The organism is Streptomyces sp. NPDC040405, from assembly GCF_055595765.1.
Map to the genome: position 1 here is coordinate 644,885 of NZ_JBVIVI010000004.1, position 14,703 is coordinate 659,587.

The 14,703-nt window shown below is 71.9% G+C and carries 14 protein-coding genes; 3 read left to right on the forward strand and 11 right to left on the reverse strand.

The genetic code is table 11. The annotated features are described in order from the left end of the window. Positions 1 to 50 precede the first annotated feature (50 nt). From ACZ59A_RS20630 to ACZ59A_RS20645, 4 genes are all read right to left on the reverse strand, one after another. Positions 51 to 890, reverse strand: coding sequence for an aldo/keto reductase (locus tag ACZ59A_RS20630; protein WP_470960526.1), 840 nt, complete (start codon positions 888 to 890; stop codon positions 51 to 53). A 44-nt stretch (positions 891 to 934) separates the two neighbouring features. Then, the gene (locus ACZ59A_RS20635) at positions 935 to 1,636 is read right to left on the reverse strand and encodes a hypothetical protein (RefSeq protein WP_470960527.1); all 702 of its coding nucleotides are present in this window, start codon (positions 1,634 to 1,636) and stop codon (positions 935 to 937) included. A gap of 58 nt (positions 1,637 to 1,694) precedes the next feature. Next, positions 1,695 to 3,521, reverse strand: coding sequence for an AMP-dependent synthetase/ligase (locus tag ACZ59A_RS20640; RefSeq protein ID WP_470960528.1), 1,827 nt, complete (start codon positions 3,519 to 3,521; stop codon positions 1,695 to 1,697). A gap of 272 nt (positions 3,522 to 3,793) precedes the next feature. Then, complete coding sequence (locus tag ACZ59A_RS20645) at positions 3,794 to 4,651, reverse strand: LysR family transcriptional regulator (RefSeq protein WP_470960529.1); 858 nt, start codon at positions 4,649 to 4,651, stop codon at positions 3,794 to 3,796. Positions 4,652 to 4,821: 170 nt separating this feature from the next. Between ACZ59A_RS20645 and ACZ59A_RS20650 the strand changes: the two genes are divergently transcribed. Further along, positions 4,822 to 5,919, forward strand: coding sequence for a bile acid:sodium symporter family protein (locus tag ACZ59A_RS20650; RefSeq protein ID WP_470960530.1), 1,098 nt, complete (start codon positions 4,822 to 4,824; stop codon positions 5,917 to 5,919). Between the two features lie 23 nt (positions 5,920 to 5,942). Here the strand turns inward: ACZ59A_RS20650 and ACZ59A_RS20655 are convergent, their stop codons facing one another. Beyond that, positions 5,943 to 7,886 (reverse strand): exo-alpha-sialidase, encoded by a 1,944-nt coding sequence (locus tag ACZ59A_RS20655; RefSeq protein WP_470960531.1) that lies wholly within the window; start codon positions 7,884 to 7,886, stop codon positions 5,943 to 5,945. 133 nt (positions 7,887 to 8,019) lie between these two features. Further along, positions 8,020 to 8,949, reverse strand: coding sequence for a quinone oxidoreductase family protein (locus ACZ59A_RS20660; protein WP_470960532.1), 930 nt, complete (start codon positions 8,947 to 8,949; stop codon positions 8,020 to 8,022). A gap of 108 nt (positions 8,950 to 9,057) precedes the next feature. On the opposite strand from ACZ59A_RS20660, the gene ACZ59A_RS20665 reads away from it, so the two are divergent. Beyond that, entirely contained in the window at positions 9,058 to 9,516 is a 459-nt protein-coding gene (locus ACZ59A_RS20665) for a MarR family winged helix-turn-helix transcriptional regulator (protein ID WP_470960533.1), read from the forward strand. A 34-nt stretch (positions 9,517 to 9,550) separates the two neighbouring features. On the opposite strand, the gene ACZ59A_RS20670 is transcribed toward ACZ59A_RS20665, so the two are convergent. The 4 genes from ACZ59A_RS20670 to fdhD all read right to left on the reverse strand — a co-directional run bounded on the left by ACZ59A_RS20670 (position 9,551) and on the right by fdhD (position 13,404). Beyond that, a complete protein-coding gene (locus ACZ59A_RS20670) occupies positions 9,551 to 10,819 on the reverse strand; it encodes a serine hydrolase domain-containing protein (RefSeq protein ID WP_470960534.1) in 1,269 nt (422 codons plus the stop codon). Between the two features lie 209 nt (positions 10,820 to 11,028). Further along, complete coding sequence (locus ACZ59A_RS20675) at positions 11,029 to 11,787, reverse strand: SDR family NAD(P)-dependent oxidoreductase (protein ID WP_470960535.1); 759 nt, start codon at positions 11,785 to 11,787, stop codon at positions 11,029 to 11,031. A gap of 90 nt (positions 11,788 to 11,877) precedes the next feature. Then, entirely contained in the window at positions 11,878 to 12,462 is a 585-nt protein-coding gene (locus ACZ59A_RS20680) for a TetR/AcrR family transcriptional regulator (RefSeq protein WP_470960536.1), read from the reverse strand. 81 nt (positions 12,463 to 12,543) lie between these two features. Then, positions 12,544 to 13,404 carry a formate dehydrogenase accessory sulfurtransferase FdhD gene (gene fdhD / locus ACZ59A_RS20685; protein ID WP_470960537.1) on the reverse strand — a complete coding sequence of 287 codons (861 nt, stop codon included), beginning with the start codon at positions 13,402 to 13,404 and terminating at the stop codon, positions 12,544 to 12,546. A gap of 152 nt (positions 13,405 to 13,556) precedes the next feature. Here fdhD and ACZ59A_RS20690 point away from each other — a divergent pair, with 152 nt between their 5' ends. Further along, positions 13,557 to 14,234 carry a GntR family transcriptional regulator gene (locus ACZ59A_RS20690; RefSeq protein ID WP_468045997.1) on the forward strand — a complete coding sequence of 226 codons (678 nt, stop codon included), beginning with the start codon at positions 13,557 to 13,559 and terminating at the stop codon, positions 14,232 to 14,234. 27 nt (positions 14,235 to 14,261) lie between these two features. Here the strand turns inward: ACZ59A_RS20690 and ACZ59A_RS20695 are convergent, their stop codons facing one another. After that, positions 14,262 to 14,546 (reverse strand): ribosomal protein L7/L12, encoded by a 285-nt coding sequence (locus ACZ59A_RS20695; protein WP_470960538.1) that lies wholly within the window; start codon positions 14,544 to 14,546, stop codon positions 14,262 to 14,264. Between the last annotated feature and the right edge of the window lie 157 nt (positions 14,547 to 14,703).

The window sequence follows — 14,703 nt, forward strand, 5'->3', positions numbered from 1 at the left end:
GCCCCGCCGCGCGGTGCGCGACGGGGCGGTGCGGAACCCGCGTCAGGCCATCAGACCTGGGTCAGGTTGAAGGTGTCCGGGTTCGGGCCCAGGCGGTTGCCCGAGTCCAGGGCGCCGATCGCGGACAGGTCGTCGGAGTCCAGCTCGAAGTCGAAGACGTCGATGTTCTCCTTGATCCGGGACGGCGTCACGGACTTCGGGATCACCACGTTCCCCAGGTCGAGGTGCCAGCGCAGCACGACCTGCGCCGGGCTCTTCCCGTGCTTCGCGGCGATCTCGACGAGCTTCGGCTCCTCCAGCAGGCCCTTGCCCTGGCCCAGCGGGGACCAGGCCTCGGTGGCTATGCCGTGGCGGGAGTTGAACGCGCGCACCTCGGACTGCTGGAGCTGCGGGTGCAGCTCGACCTGGTCGATCACCGGGGTGACCGAGGCCTCGGACAGCAGCCGCTGGGTGTGGGCGGGGTGGAAGTTGGACAGCCCGATGGCCTTGGCGCGGCCGTCGGCGTAGATCTTCTCGAACGCCTTCCAGGTGTCCAGGTACTTGTCGACCTCGGGCAGCGGCCAGTGGATCAGGTAGAGATCCACGTAGTCCAGGCCCAGCTTGGTCAGCGAGGTGTCGAAGGCGCGGAGCGTGGAGTCGTAGCCCTGCTCGGAGTTCCAGAGCTTGGTGGTGACGAACAGCTCGTCGCGGGCGATGCCCGACGCGGCGAGCGCCTTCCCCGTGCCCTCCTCGTTGCCGTAGATGGCCGCTGTGTCGATGTGGCGGTATCCGGCGTCCAGTGCGTTGCGCACCGCGACCTGTGCCTCGTCGTCCGGGACCTGCCAGACGCCGAAGCCGAGCTGCGGGATCCGAACGTCGTTGTTGAGGGTGATGAAGGGGACCTTGCTCACGAGCGGTCGATCCTTACGTCGGAATGCGAACACGTACTCTGTCGTCAACGATCACCGGGCGCCACGCATTCCCGGTCCGCCAGGCGCACCGGGCGCGCGATCTCCGTGCGGAAACGGTGCGGGGTGTGCCCCTCGCGCACCGTCGCGCCCACCGCGACCGCCGCCAGGCTCACCGTACCTCGCGGCGCCCGCACCACCATGACCAGCCGGTATGTACCGCCGATGGGGGCCGTGCCGGTGCGGCGGATCTCCCAGCCGGGGTCGGGGCGCAGCTCCCGCCGCGCCTCCAGACAGACCCGTTCACCGGCCGGTGGCGCGTGGCTGTCGTCCCGGAGCCCCAGCCGGGGCCCGAGGCGGACCGGGGTGGTCGGGGCCGACACGGCGGAGACATCGGCGGCCTCGGTGAGCTGATGCGGGGCCATGGACCAGGCGACCGGTCCGAAGGCGGCCGCCCCCGCTTCGGCGGCCGACAGGGTCAGATCGAGGTTGACCGTGTGCAGAGTGGGTTCCGGCGCGTCCTGTGCGCAGCTGACCGCACAGTGCAGCAGATGGTAGACGGCGGTGTGCGCTTCGGCTTCCAGGAAGGCCAGGAGCTCCGGGTCCCCGGCGACCAGCTCGGGCGTGACCGGGACGGAAACCGGCCCGCCCAGGGTGATGTGCCCGGTCAGCGCCGGGGCCTGGGGGGTTTCCTCGGATACCAGGGTCAGTTCGCGCTCGGGAAGTGCGGGGAGAATGACGTCGATCATTTCGTGCCCCCTTCGCGGCTCGGTGTTTCCCAGGGAGTGCGCGCGTCCCGTAAGCCGTCTAGGCGTTGTACAGCGCCTCGACCTCGACGGCGTACGCCTGTTCGATCGCCTGGCGCTTCAGCTTCAGGGACGGTGTCAGGAGACCATGCTCCTCCGAGAACTGGGCGGCAAGTATGCGGAACGTACGAATCGACTCGGCCTGCGAGACGGTGGTGTTCGCCGCGACCACCGCCCGCCGGATCTCGGTCTCCAGATCCGCGTCCCGGACCAGCTCGTTCGCCGCCATCGTCGGTTTGCCGCGCATCGTCAGCCAGTGCGAGACGGCCTCCGGGTCCAGCGTGACCAGCGCCGCGATGTACGGGCGGTCGTTGCCGACCACGATGCACTGGGCCACCAGGGGATGCCCCCGCACCCGCTCCTCCAGCCCGACCGGCGAGACGGTCTTGCCGCCGGAGGTCACCAGGACCTCCTTCTTCCGCCCGGTGATCGTCAGATAGCCGTCGTCGTCCAGCGTGCCCAGGTCGCCGGTGGCCAGCCAGCCGTCGCGCAGCACCCCGTCGGTGGCCTTCGGATCGCCGAGGTAGCCGTTGAAGATCTGGCCGCCGCGCAGCCAGATCTCGCCGTCGTCGGCGATGTACACGGTGGTGCCGGGGATCGGCTGGCCGACCGTGCCGTAGCGGGTCCGCTCGGGCGGGTTGGCGGTGGCGGCCGCGGTCGACTCGGTGAGCCCGTACCCCTCGTACACGGTGACGCCCGCGCCCCGGAAGAACAGCCCGAGCCGCCGCTCCATGGCCGAGCCGCCCGACATCCCGTGCCGGACCCGGCCCCCCATCGCGCCGCGCACCTTGCTGTAGACGAGCTTGTCGAAGAACTGGTGCTGCATGCGCAGCGAGGCGCTGGGGCCCGTGCCGATGCCGAACGCCTTCTCCTCCACCGCCTCCGCGTACCGCACCGCGATGTCGACCGCCTTCTCGAACGGCCCCGACCTGCCGTCCGCCTCCGCCCGGCGGCGCGCCGCCGAGAACACCTTCTCGAAGATGTACGGCACGGCGAGGATGAACGTCGGCTTGAAGGACTGCAGGTCGGGCAGGAGCGCGGACGCCGCCAGCTTCGGCTGGTGGCCGAGTTTGACCCGGCCGCGGATCGCGGCCACCTCCACCATCCGGCCGAAGACGTGCGCGAGGGGGAGGAAGAGCAGGGTGGATGCCTCGTCGCCGCGCTTGGAGTGGAAGGCGTCCTCGTACCGCTCGACGACGTTGTCGCACTCGGCCATCAGATTGGCATGGCTGATCACACAGCCCTTGGGGCGGCCGGTGGTGCCCGAGGTGTAGATGATGGTCGCGGTCTGCTCCGGCGTCATCGCCAGCCGGTGCCGGTTGACCAGGTCGTCGTCGACGGACTCGCCGTCGATGAGCAGCTGCTCCAGCGCCCCGGCGTCCAGCTGCCACAGCCGCTTGAGGTACGGCAGCCGGCCGACCACCGAGCCGACCGTCATGGCGTGGTCCTCGTGCTCGACCACGCACGCCGAGACCGACGCGTCGTGCAGCATCCAGAAGACCTGCTCGGCGGAGGAGGTCGGGTACAGCGGCACGCTCTGCGCGCCCACGGTCCACAGCGCGAAGTCGAACAGCGTCCACTCGTAGCGGGTGGGGCACATGATGCCGACCCGGTCGCCGAACCGGACGCCCTGGGCCAGCAGCCCCTTGGCGAGCGCCACCACCTCGTCCCGGAACTGGGCCGAGGTCACGTCCTCCCAGCGGCCGTCGGGCGTCTTGCGCGCCAGCGCCACCCGATGAGGGTCGGACTCCGCATGCTCGAAGACGGCATCCGCCAGTCCTCCGGCCTGGGGCGCCGACGCCAACGGGGGGACGGTGAACTCGCGCAATACCTGCTCCTTGAAGCCGCTCCGCACAGCGCCGCGACCGTACCCGATCCGAAGCCCCGGGCGGGAGAGGTGTTTCGTCGGGGAATGGTCGGAATGTGCGCAGACCAGTGAGGTGAAAGAGCGTCAAACGGTCACTGTGGGGGCCGGATTGTGCTCAGTCCACCCCTATGCACCGCATGTGTGGCTGATATGTGACGACTTTCTGCACGGAATCTCTCCGAGCGCGGCACAGCCCCGAGCATGTCGCGGGCATGATCACGGCACCGGCCCGGTTACGGCACGGGCCCGGCCAGGATCGCTTCCGCGAGCCGCTCCGCCGCGGCGCGGGTCGCGGTGTCCCGCTGCCGCTCCCCGTACAGCAGGACGAAGTCCACCGGCCCCAGCTCCGGCAGCCCCGCCCGCTCCGGCACCGGCACCAGGCCCGGCGGGATCAGGCCATCGGTGTGCGCCATCACCCCGAGCCCCGCACGCGCCGCCGCGACCAGCCCATTGAGGCTGCCGCTCGTGCACACGATCCGCCACGTCCTGCCGTGCCGCTCCAGCACATCCAGCGCCCGGGCCCGGGTCAGCCCGGGCGGCGGGAAGACGATCAGGGGGAGCGGGCGGCCGGAATCCAGCCGCAGCCCCTCCGCGCCGATCCACACCAGCCGGTCCCGCCACACCAGCTGCCCCTGCGGCCGCTCCTCGGACCGCTTGGCCAGCACCAGATCCAGCTTCCCCGCCTCCAGCCGCTGGTGCAGGGTGCCCGACAGCTCGACCGTCAGCTCCAGATCCACCTCGGGGTGATCGCGGCGGAACCCCTTCAGGATCTCCGGCAGCCGGGTCACCACGAAGTCCTCCGACGCCCCGAACCGCAGCCGCCCGCGCAGCCGGGTGCCCCGGAACCAGCTCGCCGCCCGCTCGTTCGCGTCCAGGATCGTGCGCGCGAAGCCGAGCATCGCCTCGCCGTCCTCGGTCAGCTCCACCCCGTGGGTGTCCCGGCTGAACAGCTGCCGCCCGGCCGCCTCCTCCAGCCTGCGGACATGCTGGCTCACGGTGGACTGGCGCACCCCGAGGCGGCGAGCGGCCTGGGTGAAGCTCAGGGTCTGGGCGACGGCGAGGAACGTACGGAGCTGAGCGGGATCGAACACATCAGCCACTGTAGGCAGCGCTCATCACGGAACGCGATAGCAGTCAGTGCGGTATGCGGGATTCCCGATGGGGTTGATCACGGGCACTCTGGAGAGGGCTCGGCCCGTCCAGGCACCGGCACAGCAGTACCGCACCGCACCGCACCGCACCGCACCGAGAAAGAGTGTTCATGCACCGCCCGCACCACCTGCTCCGCCCGCTCCACCGCAAGATCACCCTCCCCGCCTGGCTCCCGCTGGACGGGTTCATCCTCGGCCTGGTCGGCACCGTCGCCCTCGCGGCGCTGCTCCCGGTCAGCGGCCGGGCCGCCACCGTGACGGACGGGGCGACCACCGTCGCGGTCGCGTTCCTCTTCTTTCTCTACGGTGCCCGGCTCTCCACCCGCGAGGCGCTGGACGGGGTGCGCCACTGGCGCCTCCATCTGACCGTGCTGGCCTGCACCTTCGTGATCTTCCCGGCGCTGGGCCTGGCCGCCCGCGGGCTGGTCCCGTACGTCCTCACCCAGCCCCTCTACACCGGCCTCCTCTTTCTGTGCCTGGTGCCCTCCACGGTCCAGTCCTCGATCGCCTTCACCTCGCTCGCCCGGGGCAACGTCGCCGCCGCGATCTGCGCGGGCTCCTTCTCCAGCCTGATCGGCATCGTCGTCACCCCGGTCTTGGCCGCGCTGCTCCTCGGCGGCAGCGGCGGCGGGTTCTCCGCCGACTCCGTGATCGAGATCGCCCTCCAGCTGCTGGCCCCCTTCCTGGCCGGTCAGCTCCTCCGCCGCTGGATCGGCGGCTTCATCTCCCGGCACCGCGCGGTCCTGCGCCTGGTCGACCGCGGCTCGGTCCTGCTCGTCGTCTACGCGGCGTTCAGCCAGGGCATGACCCAGGGCATCTGGCACCAGATCACCCCGGCCCGGCTGGGGATCCTGCTCGCGGTGGAGGCGGTGCTGCTCACGCTCATGCTCACGCTGACCACGTACGGCTCCCGGAAGCTGGGCTTCCGCCGGGAGGACCGCATCACGATCACCTTCGCGGGCTCCAAGAAGAGCCTCGCCGCGGGCCTGCCCATGGCCAGCGTCCTCTTCGGCGCCCAGGCGAGCCTGGCCGTCCTCCCGCTGATGCTCTTCCACCAGATGCAGCTGATGGTCTGCGCCGTCCTGGCCCGCCGCTTCGCGGACCGGGCCCCCGAACCGGCGCCCGGATCCGGGCCCGGATCCGGGCCCGAACCCGCCTCGGAGCCCGTACCGGAAGAGATCCCTCAGCCCTCGGCCGCGACCCGCTGAGCGATCTCTTCCGGCGGTCTGAGCTAGCGGACGCGGTCCAGGGGGAGCCGGGCCGTGGCGGACCGCGCGTCGAGCGGGGTGTTGAACTCGCGGACCCGGCGGAGTTCGGTGTCGGTCAGCGCCCGGGCGTAGACGCGGACCTCGTCCAGGGCGCCCGTCATCCGGGAGCGGCCGTCGACCGCCTCGCCGAGGTGGAGGGCGAAGGGGGAGGAGCGGCTGATGGTGCCGGGCGCGTCGGGCGCGGAGACCGGGGCGGTGCCGTCCACCGCGAGGGTGAGGCGGCCGCCGGTGCGGGTGAGGGCCAGGTGGTGCCACGCGCCGTCGTTGTGGGCGGTGGTGGTGGCGACCGAGGCAGAGGTGTAGGCGGCCGGGCCGTTGACGGTGGTCATCAGGGCGCGGACGCGGTTCGAGGACGGTTCCCCGCGCAGCCAGACCTGGGCCTGCTTGCTGCCGATGCCGCCCATCCAGAGGAAGGGGTGCTGCCCGGAGGCTGCGGAGTAGCGGAACCACAGGCTGATGGTGAAGTCACGCGTGCCGAGCGGCAGCGACGAGCGGTAGGGGAGGCGTACGGCGTCGTCGCCGCCGTCGAAGGCGAGCGCCCCGCCGAAGCGGCCTTCCGTCCCGGTGGCGCCGCCGAGGACGGTCGCCGGGCGGGCCCGGGGCGCGCGGTCGTCCGTGACCGGGGACGGGGCGGCGCGCGGGCCCAGCCAGTTCTCGGTGAAGCGGGCGAAGCGGATCTCGTCGCGGGCGTCCACCGCGCCGCCCTCGTACATCAGCCCGACCGTGCCGGGCGAGATCAGGGCCATGTCGGAGTAGCCGGACCAGTCGGTGGTGACCACCTTGCCGCGGTCGGTCCCCTCCCAGCTGCGGGCCTCGTCCCAGGAGGAGCGGATCATCATGGTGCGGCGCCGGTCGGGGTCGGCGGGCGCCGAGAACAGCAGCCGCCCGGGGCCGTCGCGACCCGGGTCGCGCAGCCGCAGGACCGCGCCCTGCACCATCGGGGTGGACAGGCCGGGAAGGGTGCGGAAGGGCGCGGCGAAGCTCTCGCCGCCGTCGTGGCTGATGGCGTAGTCGCGGTGGCCGAGGTCGGTGCCGTCCTGCTCGCGCCCGTTGACGTAGACCGAGCCGTCGGCCCGCTCCACCAGCGTCATCTCCGACGGCTTCTGACGGAACGTACCGTCCTGCGCTATCGGATAGGAGTCCACCGCGCCGATCTTCCAGCGCCTGCCGCCGTCGTCGCTGTAGGCGAGCGCCGCGTGGTTGGCGGTGATGCGGGTGCCGTCGTGGCTCTCGGTGTTGACGGTGAAGAGCAGCCGCCCCTTGTGCCGCCCGTGCTTGAGCTGGATGCCGTGCACCGGGCCGGTGGCGTACCAGGAGTTCCACGATGGCGGCAGCAGGGCGGGGCCCAGATCGCGCGGGGTGGACCAGGTGGCGCCGTCGTCGTCGCTGTACTGCAGGTGCGGGGTGCGGTCACACGGCACGTCACAGCTCTGTGAGTCGTCCCGGCCGGTGTTGTACGTGCTGGCCAGCAGGATCCGGCCGGTGCGCGTGTCCACCACGGGCGCCGGGTTGCCGTGGGTGTCGCCACCGCCCTCGTTGACCACCTGTAACGGGCTCCAGGTGCGGCCGCCGTCGGTGGAGCGCTTGAGCACCAGGTCGATGTCCCCGGCGTCGCCGCAGTTGTCCTTGCGGCCCTCGGCGAAGGCGAGCAGGGTGCCGTCCTTGGACGTGACGATCGCGGGGATCCGGAAGCAGGAATACCCCGTGTCCTGGGTGGACTTGAAGAGGATCTGCTCTGCGAAGTCCGAGGTGGAGCCGGTAGCGGTACGGGCCGCGGACACGGTGTCAGCCGTGTCCGCGGCCCGTACCGGAAGCGGGGTCAGGGCCAGTGCCGCGGCGGCGAGAAGCACCGGGGCGCGGCGCCGCCAACGTCTGGTCCGGGGGCGTGTGCGGGGATCTGACGCCATGGTCACGACCTGCCCTTCAGAGCCATCTGGACATCAAGACATCACGACATCCCACGTCTCATGGAGACTGTCGCAGAAGTGTCCCGCTTTGCCCCCGGCCGGGACAAGCACCGTGCGTCATCGGGATGTTGCGTCAGGGAACGAGGACGACCTTTCCCCGGCTGGTACGGGACTCGATGATGTCGTGGGCCTTCGCGGCCTGGTCGAGCGGAAGTTCCGCGTGCACGGCGGGGCGCAGACGGCCCTCGGCGAAGAGCCGCCACAGCTCGTGGCCGTGCCGTTCGTACAACTCCGGCCGGGTCCGCGAGAAATGGGCCATGGTCAGGCCGGTGACGGTCTTCGAACCGGCGAGCAGCGCGTGTGCGGGGACGGTGCCGCCGCCGGAGTTGAAGAAGATCAGCCGACCGGCGGGGGCCAGGGCCGCGAGGGCGCGGGGCAGGAGGTCGCCGCCGACGCCGTCGAGCACCGCGTCGACCGGCTCGCCCCAGGACGCGTCCCCGTACGCCACCACCTCGTCCGCGCCGAGGTCCCGCAGGAACGCGGCCTTCGCCGGGGAGCCGGCGGCCGCGACGACGCGGTGTATCCCCTGGGCGCGGGCCAGTTGGACCGCCAGATGGCCGACGCCGCTCGCGGCGCCCGTGATGAGCAGGGACTCGTCGGCGGAGGGGGCGGCGGTCGCGAGGGCGGCGAGGGCGACATGGCCGCCGCGGACGAGGGCGACCGCCGTCACGGCGGACGCGCCGTCCGGGATGGGCGAGGCGGTGAAGACGGGGGCGGTGGTGAGGTCGGCGTACGAATCCGAGAACGAGATCGCGGCCACCCGGTCGCCGACGGCGAAGCCGGTGACGCCGTCGCCGAGCGCGGCCACCCGGCCCGCGACATCGCCGCCGAGCGTCCCGGGGAGCGGCGTGCCGGTGTCCCGGACACGGCGCACCCCGGGCAGGGTCACGCCGATCGCCTCGGTGCGGATCAGCAGCTCGCCGGGGGCGGGCGTGGGCGGATCGGCCTCCTCCAGGCGGAGGACGTCCGGGCCGCCGTGGGCAGGGAAGCGGACGCGGCGCATGGGGCCTCCTGCTGGGGTGCCGAATTCATTGGGTGGACCAACGCTAACCGGAATCGTTGGGAATTCCAACGTTGGGTGGGCCAATGATGTGGTGGGTAGGCTGAGGCCATGCCCGAGACCCCGTTCGCCCCCGCCCGGATCCGCTCCCTGCCCAGCTGGCTCCTCGGCCGCGCCGCCGCCCGCGGGCACCGCCTGGTGGCGGAGGCGCTGGCCCGGGAGGGGATGCGGATGATGCATCACGCGGTGCTGTCCGCCGTCGCGGAGCTGGGGCCCGTGTCGCAGGCGGAGCTGGGGCGCAGCCTCGGCATCGACCCCAAGGACATGGTGGGGATCGTCGGCGATCTGGAGGGGGAAGGGCTCGTCACCCGCAGCCCCGATCCGCGCGACCGCCGGAAGAACGCGATCGCCATCTCGGAGGAGGGCGAACGGCGGCTGGTGCGCACGCGGCGGCTGGGTGACGAGGCCAACGACGAGCTGACGGCGGGGCTGAGCGCGGCGGAGCGCGAGCAACTGGTGGCGTTGCTGCGGCGGGTGGCCGAGGCGGACGAGCCGTGCAGGGAGGAGTAGCCGGTTCGCGGAGGCGCGCGGTGTCCGGGCGGCGTCAGCCCGTGCGTCCGCACATCACCTTGTCGAGCAGTGCCTGCACGGCCCGTTCGCCCGCCAGGAGTTTCTTGTCGTCGGACGTCGTGCCCGTGGTCATGATCACGACCGAGCGCCGCCCGCCCGGGTCGGTGGCGGTCCTGATCGTGCCGCCGTCGAGGTCGCCGCCGTGGCCCCAGCGGTATCCGCCGCAGCTCAGCGGCTGCCGGGCCAGCCCGAGGCCGTAGCGCATGCCGGGGAAGGCCCGCTCGTAGTCCGCGTCGACGGGGACGGTGCGGCGCATCGCGGCGAGCTGCGCCGGTGGCAGCAGCCGCCCGTCCAGCAGCGCGGTGAGGAACCGGTCCAGGTCGCGGTCGGTGCTGATCAGGGCGCCCGCGGAGTCGGCCGAGGCCACGTTGCGGACGGTGGTGTCGGTCCACTCGGCGGAGCCGGGGAAGCGGTGGTAGGTGTGCGCGTGCGGGCCGGGTACGCGCGGATCGTCGCCGGGTGCGTAGGTGCCGGTCAGGCCCAGCGGGCGGACGATCCGGTCGCGGACCTCCGTGGCCCATGGCCGCCCGGTGGCCTTCTGGATGACCATCCCGGCGAGGACATAGCCGGGGTTGGAGTAGTTCCACCGCGGGTGTGGGTCGTTCTGGGCGGCGGGCGGGAAGTCGGGCCGGTGCTTCATCGCCCCGGCGACGATGTCCCCGGGGCCGATGCGCCGGTACCGGTTCCGCTCGAAGGCGGCGGCCGTGCCCCCGGTGTCCTCCGTGGGGTCGTAGCGGTAGATGCCGCTGGTGTGCTGGAGCAGATTCCGGAGGGTGATCCGGCTGCCGTCGTTGCCGTGGCCGCGCACCACGCCCGGCAGCCACTTCTCCACGGAATCGCTCAGCGACAGCCGCCCCTCGGCGGCCAGTTGCAGCACCACGGTGGCCACGAAGGTCTTGGTGACGCTCGCGGCCCGGTAGTTCGCCCCGTACGGCATGGGGTGGCAGGTGTTCCGCTCGGCCCTGCCCGCGCGGGCGTGGATCCGGTGGCCGCCGTCCCGCACCTCCACGGTGATGCCGGTGTACCCGGCGTCCTTGAGGACCCGGGCCACCCGGTGGTGCAGCAATCGTGGGGTGAGAGGGGCCGAGGTGAGTGGGGTCGAGGCGTGTGAGGCGGGGGTGGTGGGCAGGGTGTGGCGATCGGGCGGGGCCGCCAGGACGGCGGTGGCGCCGATGAGGAGGGCTGCGGCCGCCGTGGCGGCGGTGGCGAGGTGCGAACGGGCCGCCCTGATGCGTCGGTTCATGTCTCATCAGCCTGCCGGGGCGAGGGCGCCGGGACCACACGGTGGCGGCCACCGCCCGGGTGGTGCCAGGCCCTCCGCCCGGGTGGAGCCAGCTCCCGGGCGGGGGTGGGGCCGACCCGACGGCCGGGCCTGACGACCAGACCTGACGACCAGACCTGACGACCAGACCTGACGACCGGGCCCGACGGCCGGACCTGACGACCGGGCCGTCAGGCTGAGGAACCGCTGTCCACGACGAGGTCGGTGCCGACCACGGAACCCGCCGCCGGTGAGGCCAGGTAGAGCACCGCCGCCGCGATCTCCTCCGCCTCCGCGAGACGGCCCAGCGGGGTCGTCGTCTTCATCCGCTCGGCTCGGTCGGCCTCGGTCTCGCCGGGATTCAGCGACATGGGGCCGTCGGAGGCGCCGGGGCTGACCGCGTTGATCCGGACGCCTTGGTGGATGTGGTCGAGCGCGGCCGCCCGGGTCAGCGTGGCCACCGCCGCCTTCGACGTGCTGTACGCGCCGAGACCCGGAACCCGGACATGGGCACCGAGGTTGGACGAGACGTTGACGATGACCCCACCGCCGTTCTCCTTCATGTGGGCGATCTGATGCTTCATCGCCAGCCAGACGCCGGTCACGTTGGTGCGCAGCACCGCGTCCCAGTCCTCCTCGCTGATCTCGCCGACCGGGCCCCGGCCGCGCAGTATCCCGGCGTTGTTGACGGCGATGTCCAGTCGGCCGAAGCGGGTGACGGCATCGCGCACCAGATCCCGCAGCCGGTCGGAGTCGGTGACATCGGCGACGACGGCGGCGGCCCGGCCGTCGGCGGCCTCGATGAGGCGGACCGTCTCGGCCAGGGTGGCTTCGGTGCGCCCCGCGGCCACGACGGACGCGCCTTCGGCGGCGAAGGCGAGCGCGATGGCCCGGCCGAGGCCGGAGCCCGCTCCGGTGACGAGGGCGGTCTTTCCGGTGAAGCGGTTCATTGCATGTCTCCTTGCGGATTCAATTTGACCGTTCGGTTCAATATGCGGCCACGAAAAGCGGGCACCCCGTGGGGTGGGGTTCAGTCGGGGTCAGTCCAGCAGGGACAGGGCCTGCTCCGCCGCGTCCCGCACCCGGGCGGGGTCGTCCGACGCCTTGCCGACCACGCGCAGCCCCTGCAGCAGGACGAACAGCATCCGCGCCAGGGCGTGGGGGTCGCGGTCCTCGGGGAGCTCCCCCTGGGCCTGGGCCCGGATCAGCGCGGAGTGCAGCGGGGTCTCCACATGATCCCAGCTCATCTCCACCCGGCGGGCCATCCCCGGATCGTGCGGGGCCAGCTCGGTCGCGGTGTTGGTCACCAGGCAGCCCATCAGCCGCTTCTCGGGGGACGTCGCCTCCTCGGCGAAGCGGCGCACCAGCGCCCGCACGGCGGGCAGCGCGGGGCCCGGCTGGGACAGCTCGGTCAGCAGGTTCGGATCGCGGGTCTCCGCGTAGCGGTCCATCGCCTTCAGGTACAGCTCGCGCTTGTTGCCGAAGGTCGCGTAGATGCTGGCGCGGCCGACGCCGAGATGGTCGACGAGATCCGCCATCGAGGTCGCTTCATAGCCGCGCCGCCAGAACAGTTCGAGAGCCGACTGCAGCGCGGCCTCCGGGTCGAATTCCTTCGTTCTGGCCATGGGAAAACCGTAGCACCTTTCCAGAACGGTCGGTCAAGTACACGTTCGGGTGACGGCTATCGGCGAGCCCTCGGGGTGTCGTCAGACGACGCCGACCGGCGTCGGCAGCGCGAGCCGGTGCTCGCCCGCGTACACGTTCATCGAGGTGCCGCGCAGGAAGCCGACCAGCGTCAGCCCCGCTTCGTCCGCCAGGTCCACGGCAAGCGAGGACGGTGCCGAGACCGCGGCCAGCACCGGGATCCCCGCCATGACCGCCTTCTGCGCCAGCTCGAAGGAGGCCCGGCCGGAGACCAGCAGCACGGCCCCGGACAGCGGCAGCCGCCCCTGCTGGACGGCCCGCCCGACCAGCTTGTCCACCGCGTTGTGGCGGCCCACGTCCTCCCGTACGTCCAGCAGCTCGCCCTCCGGCGTGAACAGCGCCGCCGCGTGCAGCCCGCCGGTGCGGTCGAAGACGCGCTGGGCGGCGCGCAGCCGGTCGGGGAGGGCGGTCAGGGTCTCCGGGGTGATGCGGACCGGGGTGTCCTGGCCGTCCGGCTCGTCCAGCCGCCAGCGCGCGGTGGTGCGGACGGCGTCCAGGCTGGCCTTGCCGCACAGGCCGCACGACGAGGTCGTATAGACGTTCCGTTCGAGGGTGATGTCGGGGACGGGTACGCCCGGGGCGAGCCTCACGTCCACCACGTTGTAGGTGTTGGAGCCGTCCTCGGTCGCGCCCGCGCAGTAGACGATGTTCGCCAGTTCGTCCGCGCTGCCGAGCACGCCCTCGCTCACCAGGAATCCGGCGGCCAGTGCGAAGTCGTCGCCCGGTGTGCGCATCGTGATCGCCAGCGGTCGGCCGTTCAGCCGGATCTCCAGCGGCTCCTCGGCCACCAGGGTGTCCGGGCGGGTGCTGGCCACCCCGTCCCGGACGCGGATGACGCGGCGTCGCTCAGTGACCCGTCCCATGTCGATCAGTCCCGGTTCTGTGCGTGGTTCGGTGCGTGCTGGAAGGTCTCATTGTCCTGCACGCGGGCCTGAGACCGTAGCCCTCGGTATGCGTAAACTGTAGACAATAACCAATCCGGGAATCCGGCCGATGCCGATCCACAGGGGGCGCGATGCTGTCCAAGGGGCTGCCGCAGGGCGCGGTGCCGAGGCTGGAGCGGCCCGGGCCGCTGCGCGAGCGCGTCTACGAGGCGCTGCTCGAACTCATCACCACCCGCGCCCTCCGCCCCGGCCAGCACCTCGTCGAGAGCGAACTGGCGGGCCACCTCGGCGTTTCCCGGCAGCCGGTGCGCGAGGCGCTTCAGCGGCTCAACACCGAGGGGTGGGTCGATCTGCGTCCGGCGCAGGGCGCGTTCGTGCACGAGCCCACGGAGGAGGAGGCCGATCAGCTCCTCACCGTCCGCACCCTGCTGGAGGCCGAGGCCGCGCGGCTGGCCGCCGCGGGCGCGGGGCCGGAGGGGGTCGCGGCGCTGGAGGAGGTGTGCGCCACCGGTGAACGGGCGGTCCTGGACGACGACGTGGACGGCGCGGTGGCCGCGAACGCGGAATTCCACGCCACGGTGATGGCCCTCGCCGGGAACGCGGTGCTGGCGGATCTGGCCGCCCAGGTGCACCGCCGGGTCCGCTGGTACTACACCCCGGTGGCCCGGCAGCGCGGCAAGCAGTCCTGGACCGAGCACCGCGAGCTGATCGACGCCATCGCCGCGCGCGACGAACAGCGCGCCACGGCGGTCATGCGCGCGCACACGGAGCACACGCGGCACAGCTATCACGAGCGCCCCAGGGACTGACTTCTCCTCGGGTCCTTCAACGGGCCTTCAGCGCGTCCCGTCCATCCGCTCGACCGCTTCCTTCGCGTCCTTGAGATCGGCGTCGGTGATCTCGCGGTATTCCTTGATGGCCTGGATCTTCTTGTTCTGGCGCAGCAGGGCCGCCACTCGCTCCATGCCCGGCTCCTCCTGGCGGAGGCCCAGGTGGTCGAGGATCAGGTCCGCCTTGCGCTCCAGCCGGGCGGCCCGGCGCTCCATCCGCTTGAGGCGGGCTTCCAGCGCGCCGTACAGCATGACGACGGCCACGAGGGTGAGGTAGGTCGCTATCTCCATGATCGGAATGGTACGGGGCGGCACTGACGGGAAATCGCCCCTGCCTGTCCTTGAGTTTGTCCTTCCACAGGAGAAAGTCGGCATGGATTGCGGCGCAAGTTCTTCCCACCCCCGACAACCGCTGCTACGTTCCCCGTGAAAGCCCGACCATGTGCAT